Below are 15,382 nucleotides of genomic sequence, written 5' to 3'. Positions count from 1 at the left end.
TGTCTGTTTATTTTTGATTGGGATCACTGCGACGGTCACCGCCCGGTTGACCGGCATCACCCATATTTTCCATGGACTGTGAGTAATCATCCTCATCGTCATTCGTTTCCTGCTCATCATCCTGCTCCCAGTTATCAAACGGGAAAGGCCGGCGATCATCGGTATAAGTCAGGAATGCCACGATACGATAGACGTACTTGGACAGGTCATCGGCAAAATCACCGATATCCTCATTAGGTTTGCCGGTGAAAAGCGCAAACAGCAACTGAACAATCACCACCACTGTCACCAGCATCATCACCAGATAAAGGATGACGGCAAACAGAATCATGTAAAGAATTCGCAGCCATTGATTTTTGTTACTGACGTTTTTTTTGACGGTTTCGTTATCCATCGCTTTTCTCCATGTAGAGTCCTGCTTTACTTTACCACTTCACTGGCCTGAGGGGCGTTTGACCATGCATTTATGCTTCTGTTGTGAGTCCATTAAACCCTAGAGCTTCAAGCCTGATTGTGGGACACTTAGCCGATTGTAATCAAGATTAATGAATTTGAAATGAAATTATCGGCGACGTGCCTGATTGCAGGTATCGACAAATTCACCGAGTCAACCGGTAAAGCCGTATCCTGGCTGATCCTGGGCATGGTATTACTGATTTGTTATGACGTGGCAATGCGTTATCTGTTCCAGCAGGGATCGGTAGCACTGCAGGAGCTGGAATGGCATTTATTCGCTTTGATGTTTCTGCTCGGCGGCGCCTATACACTCAAACATGACGACCATGTTCGTGTAGACATCCTTTACCAGAGCAGTTTTGTCTCTGATCGGGGCCGCGCCTGGATCAACATTCTGGGCACCGTGCTGTTCCTGTTTCCTTTCTGCCTGTTGATTCTGTTCACTGCCTGGCCTTTTGTCGAAAACGCTTTCTATTACAACGAAGGCTCGCCTGACCCGGGAGGTCTGCCGCATCGTTACCTGCTCAAAGGCGCGATTTTGCTCGCTTTTGTCATGCTGATGCTGCAGGGACTGGGAGAACTGCTCAAACAAATTCAGGTTTTACGTCATAAGGAGAGCCGCTGATGGAATACTGGGCTCTCGCCATGTTCGCCGTATTGTTCCTGCTTTTGCTGGCAGGCTATCCGGTGGCCTTTACGCTGGGCGCGATTGCGCTTGCTTTCGGCAGCCTCTTCCTGGGCATGGATTTCTTCAATCTGTTGCCGCTTCGGATCTGGGGCATTATGACCAACTTCACGCTGCTGGCTGTGCCCTTGTTCGTGTTTATGGGGGTCCTGCTGGAAAAATCCGGCATCGCCGAAGAACTGCTCGATACCATGGGGCGGCTTTTCGGCAAGCTGCGCGGCGGCCTCGCTATCTCTGTGGTGGTAGTCGGCGCACTGCTCGCCGCGACGACCGGTGTGGTTGGCGCCTCGGTGGTGACGATGGCGGTGATAGCCCTGCCGGTGATGCTGAAGCGCGGTTATGCACCCTCACTCGCCAGCGGCACCATCGCCGCCTCGGGCACACTGGGTCAAATCATTCCCCCCAGCATTATTCTGATATTGCTGGGTGATGTCATCGGTGTCCCGGTCGGGGAGTTGTTTATTGCGGCCACCATCCCCGGTACTTTACTTATCGGCGGTTATATTCTCTATATCGTCTGGGTTGCCTGGCGCAAGCCCGAACTGGCGCCGGCGATGAATATGAATGAAGCGTTTGATACCAGTCTGGCTTTAGCTGTGATTAAGAGCCTGCTACCGCCCCTGTTTCTGATTATCGCGGTGTTGGGCTCCATCTTTTTCGGCATTGCCTCGCCTACCGAATCAGCGGCAGTCGGTGCGCTCGGCGCGATGATGCTGGCAGCGCTGCATAAACGCCTCAACCTCGACAATCTGCGTGAAGCCATGCAGAAGACCACGCGGCTGACCAGCATGGTCTTTATTATCTTTATTGGTGCAACAGCCTTTGGTCTGGTTTTTGTCGGGATGGGCGGGGATAAACTGATTCTGGATATTTTCAGCGGTCTGCCCGGCGGTAAATGGACATTCCTGATCCTGAGCATGTTGTTGATATTCCTGCTCGGCTTTTTCCTGGACTTTATAGAAATCTGTTTTATCGTGGTGCCGGTGATTGCCCCCGTGGCCGTGCATATGGGGCTGGATCCCTTGTGGTTTGCCTTGCTGATAGCACTGAACCTGCAAACCTCCTTCCTGACCCCGCCGTTTGGTTTTTCTTTGTTCTATCTCAAGGCCAGTGCACCACCGACATTAAAACTGCAGTCCATTTACAAGGGTATCGTACCGTTTGTCATCCTGCAGATCGTGGTACTGGCGCTGATGATTGCTTTCCCGCAAATCAGTCTGTGGCTGCCGGGGCTGATGCAAAACTGATTCTGAAACCCAGCCCGCCCTTTCCGGGCGGGCCATCACTGTTTTTTATTACAACGGCGGAATAATATCGATTTCCGGCAGAGCATTGCTCTGTTTAAGCCGTCGGTATTCCTGGATCAGCTGCTGATCAATAAAGACCGCTTCCTCCTTGATCATGGCGGCGCATTCTTCGGCTTCAACCAGAAACGCTTCCTGTGCCTTTTCATTTTCCGCTTTGTTATCGCCGGTCTGAATCAGGCCACCATCATGCGCCAGAGAATCACGGTGATTATTTACCAGCCGCAGTTTCTGAATCAAAGACTCATTGCGGCTGAAAGGTTTGAAAAGTTCAATCAGGCGCGGCAAGGAGGACTCATCTATCGTTTTAAGCGGGACTTCATAAGGCAGGCTGGATAAAATCCGCAGCTGGATCAGGGTATGGCATCGATACAGGCAGAACCTGAGTCCTTCCTCCAGAAACTGGTAGTTGACCATGCATCTGGCCAGTTTTTCCGGGTAGGGGGCGAGCTGTTTAGACATAGCTTGACTCCTTCGCTGAATATGATTCGCTAAACAATAAGCTTACTAATAAGTCTCCACGCTGAGCCCAAACGTTCGTGACCAGTGTCATACGCTTTGACGACTGGCTGAGTCAGCAGGAAACAGCCAGACCGCAAGCAGATATAACACCAGTGCCACACTGAGCAATACCCGGAAGCCAAACTCCATCGCAATCAGGGTCGCCAGAATCGGACTTATTACAGAGGCAAAACCATTAATGCCCCAGGCCCAGGGAATCATTTCATCATGCTCGCGCCCCAGCATACTCATCGCTGCCGGAAACGGCAGCCCCATGCAAAAGCCGAGCGGCAAAATCATCAGAATGGCGAACAGATAACGCAGCAAATCCGACTGTGCCAGTAAAAAAGCAGAGATAGTGCCATAACTGCTCATATACACCACGCTCAGGATAATCATCAGCAGCACCGCGGCCAGTACCTGATGCTGTGGGTGGATATGTCTTATTCTGCCGAACAGATAACTACCTGTACCCGCTGCCAGCAGAAAACCGGCAATGACCGTTGTCACCGCATACACAGGATGATGCAGGATCAAGACAAATTTCTGGATAAAGGCAATTTCAACAAATAGAAATGCCAGCCCCAATGCAAAAAAATAAGCCAGCACTCTTTTATGCAGCGGCTGCGCCTTTTCCCGGTCTCGCCTGCGACGACGCCATAGCCACAGTGGCAACAGCAATAATAACAAGCTTGCCACCAGTGCCTGAATCAGCGCGGCCAGCAATAACAGGTAACCGCTTTCTAACAAAAACAGACTGCCGGCATCCAGCAGGGACAGAATTTCAGGCAAGGTTTCCCATTTAAAGAATTGTGAGAAATAGGGCTGATTATCCGTGGCCGGCTGGATATTGAATTTGTAATCATCTATGAACTTCCCGCTTTGTGCTGACAGCAGGGCTGTTGCGGCCTGATAGAAATAAGGCTGCTGAAGCTGATGGTAGCGATTGACCTCATCTGCGCTGATGCCCGGATAATAGGCAAGGTCAAAATTATATTGCTGGCTGAACTGCTTCAGACGGCTGATTTCCTGATCGCTGACCGCGCCGTTTTTGACCAGCAAGGTCGTGGTTTGCCAGCTTCTTATCAGGATCAGATTTTGCGAAGGAGTACGGCCCAGAGATTTGAGCGCTGTCGACACAGTGGCTATCAGCTTGGGCATCACACGCGGCGGCAGTGTTGTCTGCTGGGTGATACTGATATACCCACCCGGCTTAAGGTGCTGAAAATAATCCCGCATGGCCTCGACAGTAAACAGGTAATTTTCACTCATCGAGTACAGGCCGCCCACCCCGGCAGCGCTCAGAAACGACATGGTAATCAGATCGTATTGGCGTTCGGCTTTACTGGCAAAAGCACGGGCTTCCGACTGATGCACGTTGACCTGTGGCAGTGAATAAAGCTCACCGGCAAACTCAGCGTAATCGTCTTGAATCAGATCTATCATCTGCGGGTTTTCTTCTACCGCATCAATCGCTGCAGCCTCAAACATCAATGCCTGCAATACATCGCTGCCTGCCCCGGCCTCCAGTACTAGAACATCCTCAATGCGCTTTAACTGATAGGGCAGCGCTGAACTGGTTTGCCCCAGAAAACCCAGTTTTTCGAAGTCGCCATCAAAACGGCTAATGGCCGTCATTGCCTCGGCATCGGTAAATACGGCGAGTTGCTCTGGCAGTTCTGCATCACTGAGAATGCTTAGTCCCGGCGCATAGCGTAGCGGCACCTGACTCGACTCAACCACACTCAAGACGCCAAGTGGACTCGATTCACGCTGCAGCACCCCGGTCTTCGGTACTGTCAGCATCTGGCTCATACTTTTATAGGACGAAACATTAAGCTGCAGCGAAGGGGGTAACAAAAACAACATGGCTGCCGCCGTTACGAGCAGAGTCATCTGCCAGCCCAATTTATGCCTGCCGGCCCAGAGCGACGATTGTGATACCAGCAGCAAACCAGCCAGTAAGACCAGACAGGGCAATAACAGCAGAATCTGCTCCACACTGATACTGAACAGCAAGGCAATAATGCCGACACTGCCCAGCGCCGCCCCTAATAAATCAGACGCATAGAGCGTCGGTATGCCTTGCCTGAACTGATATAAAGACAGGCCGATGATATTCGCTGCAAAAAAGAACGGCACTGCGAGGATCAGGTACACCACCAGCCAGTAAACCAACTGCCACGGATCCCATAATAGTTCCGCCGGGTTAAACGGCAGCGACTGTGCCAGTAGAAAACACAGGGGCATTGCCAGTGCCAGCAACAGCAGATTGGTCATGATAACGGCCGGGAAATAACGGCTGACACCCTGCCTGGCCAAGGCCAGAAACACCCCGCTGACACCATAACCCAGCAGGGCGAGGCTGATAATCATAAAAGCAAAATGATGCCACTGGATCATCGAAAACAGGCGCAACAGCAAGACTTCATAGGCCAGTGTCGCGCCCGAAATCACAGCGATGGTCAGCAGATAGCCGGCACCCGGATGCATAACAGCGATTAATGTTCGCCGGTCAGGGGAACGAACTGCACCGGCAACAACTGCTCAGTGAGGATGTCGCTGTCTTCTGTTTTTTTGACCAGCACCAGGTGCTGCACCATAAAGCGGCTGCCGACCGGGATCACCATACGACCACCGGGTTTGAGCTGCTTCAACAGTCTGGGTGGAATATGATCGGCGGCAGCAGTCACGATAATGGCGTCAAACGGGGCCTGTTCCTCCCAGCCGTAATAGCCGTCACCCTGGCGCGTTGTCACATTGTTATAACCGGTCCGCTTCAGGTCTCTGGCCGCACGTTCCGCCAGTTCGGGGACAATTTCGATACTAAAAACCTGATCAACCAGTTCTGCCAGCACTGCTGCCTGGTACCCAGAGCCAGTTCCAATTTCCAACACCTTGTCTGAAGGCTCCAGCTCAAGCAGATTAGTCATTAAAGCCACAATGGCCGGCTGCGAAATAGTCTGGCCATAGCCGATAGGCAAGGGACGGTTCCGATAAGCCTGATGTTTATGTTTTTCCGGCACATACTCATGCCGCGGCACCGTTTTCATGGCCCTGAGGACACGCGGATCCAACTCTGTTGGCTCCAGAATTGCCTCACTGCGGCGAAGATCCTCGGCGACTTCCTCGATGAGGGCCTCGCGCTGTTGTTCGAAATTTTCTTGCGCAATGCCCGGACTCAGGGATAAAGCCGATATTGCAATCAATAACAGAAAAACAAGCGATCTGCGGAGATAGCTCAGCGTCATTTCTTGCCTCCAACTTGTTGTCTTTGGTAACAAGCTATGACTCTACGATACTACGGGTGTGTTGTGTATGCGAACCCCACGACCGGATAACAGGGCTGTTAACCCGGTCAGTCCCCTTATTCCGAAACGCGATGCCGTGACGATGTGATCAGGCTTTGCTCAAGGCCATAAAAAGCATATCCGAAGTCGACTGTTCCTCAAACGGCACAAAGCCCATTTTCTGATATAAAAACATTGCCCTGGGATTATCTCTCAGCACATTGAGCGTGATGGTTTCAGGCTGGTGACGCTCAGTAGCCTCAATGATCAGCAGTTGGATCAGCGCCTTGCCCAGCCCCTGGCCTCGATATAGCGGGTTAATAATAACCCGGCCCAGATGCACGGTATCTTCATCACGGGGCCAGAACTGACCGAAGCCCATCAAAGCTTCATCCGCATCTGTCAGCGAATAGCTTTCGCTATCGGTCATTTGCAGCAGTTTCGGTAGAGACTGCGCAGAAAAAGGAAAACCGAAATCAGGCCCTGCCCAGTGAACGCAGGACTTAGCATCCGTAATCCAGGATGACAGCGCCGCGTAATGACGGCTGCTGGGCTCGGTTAAAGAGAGTTTCATCGTTAGAGAATAATCAGGTGTCATGGCAGTATTATGGCGCACAGCCATTGTCACAACAAACCGAACACCTTTAATCCGGTTTTAGTCAGGTGCCCTCAAGCGATGATAAATGGAACCTTGTCTGAGGTATTAGGCGAGTCTGTGATCAACGTAATATCAGCTATTCACCCAATGCCAGGCCTGTTCACACTGCTCTCTGGGGAAAAATTTCATCTCTGAAGCAAAAATCAAATCTGAGATTTTTGTGCCCCACTCCTCCCATTTTGTCTCAGCGACAATCGCCGCTTTCCCGTATTGATTTTTGTGCTTGAGGTCAAACTTCAGATCTTCCCATAAGGCGCCGATTTCAAAGCCGTGAAAGTCCTTCAGTTCAATAAAGAATTTTAAGCTCCGATACTGTGCAAATAACGCCTCAAGCTTTGGCAGCAACTGCTGATAGTCGTCTTTCGTGTGTTGCTGACTTACTGATATGGTCAACACCTCATTTTCATTCGGACCATCCAGAACAAACATCATGGGCCTCCTTAATCAGGACCACCAGACCCCAACCCTGTGGTCAGCAGGCTCGGTGTCTTTTTCAAAGTTATCGAACTTCACAACCATTGGCACTGTATTCACACTAGCATTGACAGCCGCTGATTAAAATCCGGATAGGCTACATGATAGAAGGGATTGGCGAGCGTAATGTCTAGCTTTAATGCTGGCTGGCTATGCTTAAATGTTGTCATCAGGTAAACGTTGACTGCCTGAATAGATACTCAGCGCGGTAACCGTTAATAAAATCAGCACCATGCCGGTAATTTGCAGCTCCGTAAGACTCTGATTCAGAACCAAGACGCCGAACAGGGAAGCCGTCACCGGCTCAACCATCGCTACCACGGCGGCGACACTCGGCGCTGTATAGTTAAGACCTGCAATGTAGAGTAGAAATGAGACCCCGCCGCCAAACACCCCGAGTATCAGGAATAACGGCACAGCGGCGTCATTGAGCACCGCCAAAGCCTGGTCAGTATCGATCAGCCCGATCAGAGACACACAGAGTGTCGAAAAAGCAATCACAAGAATCGCCTGCGGGCTGCCATGCGGACCGGCATATTTGAAGCCAAAAATAAATACCGCATAGGACAAACCGGATAACAGACCAGCCACGACTCCCATCGTTGATACAACGCTGTTAGTGCTCCCTAAAACGCCCGTCAGCATAATAATACCGAGCATCACCAGCAGCATCGCGACCCATTTCAGCAGGCCCGGTTTTTCCAGCTTAAGCGCAAAGGAGATCAAATAAACAAACACCGGTGCGCAATACATCAGCGTCGCGGCCACGGCCACGCTGCCCTCGCTGATACTGAGGAAATAAAAAGAGAAATTGCCGGCAACACCGAGACCGGCAACGATTGACCAGCCCCACAGACGCCCACTGTCCAGGCCACTCTGCCGGGGGCGTAAGGCCAACCAGCCCAGTACAAATAAAAGCCCGATAGCCCCCCGGTAGAATGACACCACAAGAGCATCCCAACCCTCTTCCATGAGCAGTGCGGCGATGCCGCCAGACAGCCCCCAGAATAGCGCTGCCAGTATGACAAAAACCGCACTCAAACTTGCCAGCTGTCCAGAGTTTATCCGCATAAAATAAGCCATTTCGCTACCGGCAAGCCTTCAGCATATCCATATCCAGGCCAATGTCACCTGGCAATCAAAAACCTGTGTTACCGATGCACTCTGCCAGTCAGATCAGGCTGCCTTAATCCGGTTCCGGCCAGTCTGTTTTGCCTGGTAAAGTGCGCGGTCGATAGTGTCCAGAAAATCCCTTAATTCGTCCTTATGTGTCGGCACAATCGTGCCACTGCCAATGCTGATGGTCAGGATTTGCGAGACTTCAGATTGTTCATGAAGTATTTGCTGTTTGAAGATAAGTTGCTGGCAGCGTTCAGCTACTTTCTGAGCGGCATCGGCATCGGTCTCAGGCAATACCATAACAAATTCCTCACCACCAAAGCGGGCAAAGAAGTCACGCGAACGGGTGGCGGCATCAGCCAGCACCTGCGCCACCTGTTTCAGACAGTCATCGCCCTGTATATGGCCGTAGAAATCATTGTACTGCTTGAAAAAGTCGATATCGACAAGCAATACTGACAGAGCTTGCTGTTCCCGTCTGGCCCGAACCCACTCCTGTTCCAGCACAGAGTCCAGCATACGTCGGTTGGACACGCCGGTCAGACCGTCTTTGAAGGAAAGTTCTTCCAGTTCTTTTTGCAGGTCCAGCAGTTTCTGCTCGGTTTGCTTACGCTCGCTGATATCGAACATAAAGCCGATCAGGGCTTCAACCTCACCCTTTTCATCCCGGGCCACATGCACCACGTCCCGAATCCAGACGTAGTTGCCGTCTTTGGTAAGCGCACGGTAGTCAGCTTCATGATCAGTGCCGGATTTAGACTGAGTCACACAGAAGTCCACCACCCACTTTTGATCGTCAGGGTGCATGCGCTCTGCCCAGTCATTGACCGAGACCCAACTCGACGGCTCCCAGCCCAGCAATGCTTCAATCTGCGGACCGATATAGGCAAACTGCATGGTGTTCCAGTCTATTTTCCAGGGGATGGCCCGGGTCGATTCCAACAAAGCTTTATAGACGTCGTTATCAGGTTCGACAGATTTTGAAAGGTCGCTCATCTTGCATGGTCCTTCTACGCATCACCGCTTCCGTGGTCAAGGTGCCATTCCGTGACAGACTTCAAAATTTTATTATGGCTCAACTACGATCAAAACCAAAGCTTAATACCGCATCGAGGGCCGTCTTATCTGCAAGCAATAACATCAGGCGATCCAGCCCCAATGCAACGCCGGTACACGGCGGCAGGCCTTTCTCCATCGCTGCCAGCAAACGGGTATCAATGGGCATTGCCGGTTTACCCTGCTGCTTACGCCGTTGGTTATCGGCTTCAAAGCGAATACGCAGCTCAGCGGCATCCAGACATTCATCATAGCCATTGGCCAGCTCCAGACCACCGGCATAGACTTCAAACCTCGCCGCAACTGCGATGCCATCAGCATTGTGATGGATTTTGGCAAGCTGAGCCTGGGAAGCCGGAAAATCGTAAACCATTACCGGCTTATTGAGTTGACTGAGCTGGGGTTCAATGACCTCACTCATCAGCATCTCCAGCCAGCCATCATAATCTGTCTGCCAGTCGTCAGGCAGTCCACTGATTAATGACAAAGCAGCCCGCTTAAGGATTTGCACATCAACCTGCTCTATGTCGAGATCCAGATATTGCTGAAAAGCCTGGTGATAAGAAATTCTGATCGCTGCCGGCGTGGCCGCAACCCGCTGCAGCAAATCATCGACTTCCTGCATCAGAGCGCTATAGTCCAGTGCCGGACGATACCATTCCAGCATGGTGAACTCGGGGTTATGCAGCCTGCCACATTCACCGTTTCGAAATACTTTGGCAATTTGATAGATATCACCGCTTCCGGCAGCGAGCAGGCGTTTCATGGGAAATTCAGGAGAAGTTTGCAGGTAACAGCTGACCGCCTTGCTGCCCGGTGGCTGATAGTCAGTCCTGAAACTGTCGAGGTAGGTCGCGGTGGGCGCGGCCTGAGAAAGAACCGGTGTCTCCACCTCGAGTACATCACGCTCAGCAAAAAAACGGCGGACATCAGCCAGAAGCTGAGCCCGCCGTTTTAGCGTGTCGATGCTTGCCGTGGGTTGCCAGTCCTGTTGCGTTGTCATCGCTATATCAGACTGTTTACAGCGCTTTTTTATTAATTCTGTTCATCATCGCTATGACGCATAAGCCGAAGATGAATTCAGTCTTTGGCGCGCTCGACATAGGAAGAAGTCCGGGTATCGACTTTCAGCACTTCACCGATTTCGATGAACAGCGGCACCCGAACCACGGCGCCGGTCTCCAAAGTTGCCGGTTTACCACCGCCGCTTGAAGTATCACCCCGGACGCCAGGATCGGTCTCGACCACGGCGAGGTTGACAAAGTTGGGGGGGAATACCAGCAGCGGAGAACCGTTCCAGAGTGTCACGGTGTAGGTGTATTGTTCTTTAAGCCAGTCTTTGGATTCCGCAATCGCGTTGGCATCAGCGGCATACTGCTCGAAAGTGGTCGGGTCCATAAAGTACCAGAACTCACTATCGTTGTAGGAGTATTCCAGATCGATTTCGATGACGTCCGCACCCTCAACAGTATCACCCGATTTGAATGTGCGCTCGTTGACACGGCCGGTTTTCAGGTTACGGAATTTAACACGGTTAAAGGCCTGACCTTTACCGGGTTTGACGAACTCATTCTCGATGATGCTGCATGGATCGCCATCCAGCATGAATTTGAGACCCGATTTGAATTCATTTGTACTATAGCTTGCCATCTTAACCTCTTTTGGGGGACGATCTTCGCCTGCCGGAGAATAAAAGTGACTATGATACCGCAATCCCCGCCCGTAAAGACAAAACAAAGCTGGCAACAAGCGCTGGCTGATGCCGTCTCTGATGCCGATGAATTATTGACACAACTGGGTCTGCGCGGCGCCCTCGCAGCCATCGACAAAGCAAAAATCCGCCAGTTTCCCTTGCGCGTGCCGCAAAGCTATATCAACAAGATGCGCTATGGTGACAAGCAGGATCCGTTGTTGAAACAGGTCTTTCCGCTGATCGATGAAAGCCTGGATGTCACGGGCTACGGCAGTGATCCGGTAGGAGATCAATTTGCCGTCACTTCGCCCGGTATGCTGCAGAAATATCAGGGCCGCGCCCTGCTGGTGACGACCGGTGCCTGTGCCATCCATTGTCGCTATTGTTTCCGGCGGCATTTTCCGTACTCAGACAGTAATCCTCTGGCCAGCCAGTTAGCTGAGACACTCACACAGATCAGTGCCGACACCACTATCAATGAGGTGATTCTGAGCGGCGGTGATCCCCTGTCACTCAACGATGACAAACTGGCCAGACTGGTGGCCGAGCTCGAACAAATTCCGCATCTTAAACGGCTGCGGATTCACACCCGTTTGCCGGTCGTGCTGCCGGAACGCATAAATGCCCGCCTGCTTGACTGGGTGAGCAACTGCAGGCTCAACGTCGTGATGGTGATTCATGCCAACCATGCCAATGAGATTGATGCTGAGACTGCGCGCTCGCTATTGCAGTTGCAGCAGGCCGGTTGTCAGTTATTGAACCAGGCTGTTTTGCTGAAAGGCATTAACGATTCGGTCGAAGCGCTCGTCAATCTCAGTGAGCGTCTGAGCGAGGTCAGTGTGATGCCCTACTATCTGCATCTACTGGATAAAGTCGCAGGCGCGCATCACTTTGATGTGACAGAAACAACGGCAATTGAACTGATAGATACCGTCAGAAAGCTATTGCCCGGCTATCTGGTGCCGAGACTGGTACGGGAAATTCAGGGGGAAGCCAGTAAGACGGTGATTCGTTAGTTCGGGGTGCTGGTTTTCGCAGGCTCAGCCGAGTCTACAGGCTTATCTCAACAGAAAGCCCCTTCCCACCGGGGGAAAGGGCAGCATCAGGGTGAAAATAATTAACTGCGCTCGTTAATCGGGACGTAATCACGCATTTCACTGCCGACGTAGATCTGGGTCGGACGGTAAATACGGTTATTGGCAATTTGCTCACGCCAGTGCGCCAGCCAGCCGGCACTGCGGGCAACGGCAAACAGCGCCGTGAACTGATCTTCGGGAATGCCCATTTCCGAATAGAGAATGCCGGAATAAAAATCGACGTTAGGATAGACCCCTTTGTGGCCCAGACGATCGGCGCAGACTTCTTCCAGTTTCAAGGCGGTTTCGAACATATCATCCAGTGCACCGCCGCGCTCTTCCACCAGTTTTTCCACCAGCTTGTGCAGAATTGTTGCCCGGGGATCTTTGACCTTGTATTCGCGGTGGCCCATGCCCCAGATCACTTCTTTGTTTTTCAGCTTGGCATCAACCCAGGCTTCAACATTATCGGGTGAACCGATTTCCTGCAGCATCCCCACCACGCGCTGGTTGGCACCACCATGCAAAGGCCCCGACAGGGTACCAATCGCTGCTGAAATCACACTGTATGGAGAAGCCAGCGTAGAACCGGCAACCAGGGCCGCAAAGGTCGAGGCATTGAGCGTATGTTCGGCATGCAGAATCAGGCAGACATCCATGATTTTGGCCATCAACGGATCCGGCTCTTTGCCGGTGAACATGTAGAGCAGGTTTTCAGCGACCGACAGATCCGAGCGCGGTTGAATCGGGTCCCAACCGTAGCGGATGTGTTCCCACATCGCCACCAGCGGTGCCATCTGTGCAATGATATTGACCGTCATATTGCGGACGTAATCCAGATCTTCACAGCTATCAGCACCGGTCAGACACTCTGTGCCTGGGTAAAACATACCGAGGCTGGATACCGCGGTCTGCAGCATATCCATCGGATGACCATCGTGCGGGAAATGACGCATCATTTCACGAATGTGGTACTTGATGCGGTAGTTCTGCCGCAGCTCCTGCTTGAAGTCGTCGAGTGCTTTTTGGGTCGGCAGTTCGCCATTGAGTAACAACAGGGTGGATTCTTCAAAACTGCTGTTTGCTGCCAGCGTTTCCAGCGGATAACCGCGATAACTCAGTATCCCTTTCTCACCATCAATATAAGAAATGGCGGACTTTGTTGCGGGGACACCTTCCAGGCCGGGTAAAAAATCACTCATCTACAACCTCATAAAATAACTTGATGGCGGAGATTTGGTACGCTGAATTTGAAACAGGGCAATGTGCTATCGGGGTATCCCTCAACAGGGCGAGATTCGGACTGAAGATGATTTTATCTATATTTCATGCTTTGCCAGAGCCGCGCCGCGCTTCGATATCACATTAAAAAGCGCACCAGAAAAGCAGGCATTATACTGCATTGCCCCTGCCGTCACACCCCGGATATGGTCTGCCATCGATTCGCCAGCATTTATCGCAAAATATCTGACCAGATATTCTGCGCCCAGGCATCTGCAATCCGCCCTTCCATTTCAGTTGCGACCGACGTCGCGCCAGCGCCGGGCATAGCATTCATCTGTCCGTCAGTCTCATCGTAGCCAAATACCGCCGCCACATGGCCGGCCTGGTTTGCATCTACAAAGCTGTAACAGGTATTGCCAAACTTGGGCTGAGCTTCCACCGGCTGCTGTTTAAGCAGGGCAATCACCGCGGCCGCACAGACTTTGGCCTGAGAATTTGCAATATGGCCTGATTTCGGCATATTCGACGCGACCGCATCACCAACCACGTGGACACCACTGACAGCCGTCGATTCATAAGTCCGGAAATCCACTTCACACCAGCGACGATCCACATTGATCACACCGGCCAGATCGGCCACCTTACCGGCCTTTTGCGGTGGAATCACATTGAGCACATCCGCTTTGAAACTATCGAACAGACTCTCGACAGTCATAGTCGCAACATCAATCGACTCGAGTGCATTACTCGGGTAGTAATCAATAAGTCCTGAGTAATAACGCTCCCATGCATCGGTAAACAGGGCTTTTTTGGAAACAACATCGCCGTTGGCATCCAGAATAATCAGCTTGCCTTTCGGATTATGATTTTTCAGGAACAGGGCAATCTGGCAGGCGCGCTCATAAGGGCCGGGTGGACAACGGAACGGCGCATTAGGTACCGTCATCACGACTTTGCCGCCCTGGGGCATCGCCTTGAGTTGATTGAATAACAGTTGCGTCTGCGGGCCGGCTTTCCAGGCATGCGGGATTTTGTTGTTAACGACGTCCGTTGTCAGCATTGGCAGTGCGTCATAAATAAAATCGACGCCGGGGGCGACAATCACCCGGTCGTAGCCAATCTCAGTGCCATCCTCAAGCGTCACGGCGCGCTTTTCGGTATCTATCGCCGTGACCGTCGCCTGAACAGTTCTGACCTTGTGATGACTCGACAGCGACTGATAGTCATGGGTGAGTTGCTGCATGGTCCGGTTGCCGCTCAGGACCAGATTACTCTGTGGGCACGACACAAAACGACTGTTTTCCTCGATCATGACGACTTCGAGATCGGGCGCCCACAACTTCAGATATTTGGCTGCGGTCGCGCCGGCAAAGCCACCACCAATAACAACGACACGTTGCCGTTTACTGTCGGTTTTGGCGGCGAGTTTCAGATGAGGGAATAAAGCCAGCGAACTGGCTGCGGCTGCTGTTTGTATCAGCCTGCGTCGGTTAATGGCCATGATCCCTCCTCTGTACTTTGACTGCGCCCGGGCAACCTTAAACTATCCTAGCCGGTACAGGGCCGGTTTTGCTTAACTCTGTTCCGTTTTATTCAAATCCAGCTCAGTGAAATAGTCATTTTCTGTCAAAGCACTGGCTGTTTTGGCATCGGCCAGGATGATGGTTCTCTCACCACCGTGCGTATCCAGAATAAGACATTCCTGACGTTCGCCGTTGGTTGTCAGATTGCGTGCCTTGCCTTCAAACTGTTCACCATTGTTCATGGTTACGGCCAGATCATAGCGATGCAGGCAGGCCAGTTCCAGGTTATCGACAACACCACAGTCTAAAGTTGATTCAGTCAT

The 15,382-nt window shown here is 51.8% G+C and carries 16 protein-coding genes; 3 read left to right on the top strand and 13 right to left on the bottom strand.

The genetic code is table 11. The features are described 5' to 3' along the window. Nucleotides 1–7 precede the first annotated feature (7 nt). A complete protein-coding gene (locus FH755_RS11685; RefSeq protein ID WP_292441296.1) occupies nucleotides 8–394 on the bottom strand; it encodes a DUF4389 domain-containing protein in 387 nt (128 codons plus the stop codon). A gap of 162 nt (nucleotides 395–556) precedes the next feature. On the opposite strand from FH755_RS11685, the gene FH755_RS11680 reads away from it, so the two are divergent. Both FH755_RS11680 and FH755_RS11675 read left to right on the top strand, forming a co-directional pair. Beyond that, nucleotides 557–1,081, top strand: coding sequence for a TRAP transporter small permease subunit (locus tag FH755_RS11680; RefSeq protein ID WP_292441295.1), 525 nt, complete (start codon nucleotides 557–559; stop codon nucleotides 1,079–1,081). Next, complete coding sequence (locus FH755_RS11675) at nucleotides 1,081–2,388, top strand: TRAP transporter large permease subunit (protein WP_292441294.1); 1,308 nt, start codon at nucleotides 1,081–1,083, stop codon at nucleotides 2,386–2,388. Before FH755_RS11680 ends, FH755_RS11675 begins: the two co-directional genes overlap by 1 nt. 48 nt (nucleotides 2,389–2,436) lie before the next feature. Here FH755_RS11675 and FH755_RS11670 read toward each other — a convergent pair whose 3' ends face one another. The 9 genes from FH755_RS11670 to efp all read right to left on the bottom strand — a co-directional run bounded on the left by FH755_RS11670 (nucleotide 2,437) and on the right by efp (nucleotide 11,193). Continuing rightward, nucleotides 2,437–2,907, bottom strand: coding sequence for a hypothetical protein (locus FH755_RS11670; RefSeq protein ID WP_292441293.1), 471 nt, complete (start codon nucleotides 2,905–2,907; stop codon nucleotides 2,437–2,439). Between the two features lie 87 nt (nucleotides 2,908–2,994). After that, nucleotides 2,995–5,439, bottom strand: a complete 2,445-nt coding sequence (locus FH755_RS11665) for an SAM-dependent methyltransferase (RefSeq protein ID WP_292441292.1) — start codon at nucleotides 5,437–5,439, stop codon at nucleotides 2,995–2,997. An 8-nt stretch (nucleotides 5,440–5,447) separates the two neighbouring features. Beyond that, nucleotides 5,448–6,197: a protein-L-isoaspartate(D-aspartate) O-methyltransferase gene (locus FH755_RS11660; RefSeq protein ID WP_292441291.1), complete on the bottom strand. Its 750-nt coding sequence runs from the start codon at nucleotides 6,195–6,197 to the stop codon at nucleotides 5,448–5,450. A 148-nt stretch (nucleotides 6,198–6,345) separates the two neighbouring features. Continuing rightward, on the bottom strand, nucleotides 6,346–6,810 hold the full coding sequence (locus FH755_RS11655) for a GNAT family N-acetyltransferase (protein WP_292441290.1): 465 nt from the start codon (nucleotides 6,808–6,810) through the stop codon (nucleotides 6,346–6,348). 156 nt (nucleotides 6,811–6,966) lie between these two features. Further along, complete coding sequence (locus FH755_RS11650) at nucleotides 6,967–7,326, bottom strand: STAS/SEC14 domain-containing protein (RefSeq protein WP_292441289.1); 360 nt, start codon at nucleotides 7,324–7,326, stop codon at nucleotides 6,967–6,969. A gap of 198 nt (nucleotides 7,327–7,524) precedes the next feature. Next, nucleotides 7,525–8,439, bottom strand: coding sequence for an EamA family transporter (locus FH755_RS11645; protein ID WP_292441288.1), 915 nt, complete (start codon nucleotides 8,437–8,439; stop codon nucleotides 7,525–7,527). A gap of 105 nt (nucleotides 8,440–8,544) precedes the next feature. Continuing rightward, nucleotides 8,545–9,483 carry a sensor domain-containing diguanylate cyclase gene (locus FH755_RS11640; RefSeq protein ID WP_292441287.1) on the bottom strand — a complete coding sequence of 313 codons (939 nt, stop codon included), beginning with the start codon at nucleotides 9,481–9,483 and terminating at the stop codon, nucleotides 8,545–8,547. Nucleotides 9,484–9,562: 79 nt separating this feature from the next. Further along, nucleotides 9,563–10,546: an EF-P lysine aminoacylase EpmA gene (gene epmA, locus FH755_RS11635; RefSeq protein ID WP_292441286.1), complete on the bottom strand. Its 984-nt coding sequence runs from the start codon at nucleotides 10,544–10,546 to the stop codon at nucleotides 9,563–9,565. A 77-nt stretch (nucleotides 10,547–10,623) separates the two neighbouring features. Further along, nucleotides 10,624–11,193 (bottom strand): elongation factor P, encoded by a 570-nt coding sequence (gene efp / locus FH755_RS11630; protein ID WP_292441285.1) that lies wholly within the window; start codon nucleotides 11,191–11,193, stop codon nucleotides 10,624–10,626. A 51-nt stretch (nucleotides 11,194–11,244) separates the two neighbouring features. Here efp and epmB point away from each other — a divergent pair, with 51 nt between their 5' ends. Continuing rightward, the gene (gene epmB, locus FH755_RS11625; protein WP_292441329.1) at nucleotides 11,245–12,252 is read left to right on the top strand and encodes an EF-P beta-lysylation protein EpmB; all 1,008 of its coding nucleotides are present in this window, start codon (nucleotides 11,245–11,247) and stop codon (nucleotides 12,250–12,252) included. Nucleotides 12,253–12,353: 101 nt separating this feature from the next. Here epmB and FH755_RS11620 read toward each other — a convergent pair whose 3' ends face one another. The 3 genes from FH755_RS11620 to FH755_RS11610 form a co-directional block, all read right to left on the bottom strand. Further along, nucleotides 12,354–13,514, bottom strand: a complete 1,161-nt coding sequence (locus tag FH755_RS11620; protein ID WP_292441284.1) for a citrate synthase — start codon at nucleotides 13,512–13,514, stop codon at nucleotides 12,354–12,356. Nucleotides 13,515–13,765: 251 nt separating this feature from the next. Further along, nucleotides 13,766–15,037 carry an NAD(P)/FAD-dependent oxidoreductase gene (locus tag FH755_RS11615; RefSeq protein WP_292441283.1) on the bottom strand — a complete coding sequence of 424 codons (1,272 nt, stop codon included), beginning with the start codon at nucleotides 15,035–15,037 and terminating at the stop codon, nucleotides 13,766–13,768. 72 nt (nucleotides 15,038–15,109) lie between these two features. Beyond that, a complete protein-coding gene (locus FH755_RS11610) occupies nucleotides 15,110–15,382 on the bottom strand; it encodes a Rho-binding antiterminator (RefSeq protein WP_292441282.1) in 273 nt (90 codons plus the stop codon).

Source organism: Methylophaga sp., from assembly GCF_009711715.1.
Classification (GTDB): Bacteria; Pseudomonadota; Gammaproteobacteria; order Nitrosococcales; family Methylophagaceae; genus Methylophaga.
Note: the sequence above shows the minus strand (reverse complement) of the source record. Positions and strands in the feature narration are given on the sequence as shown.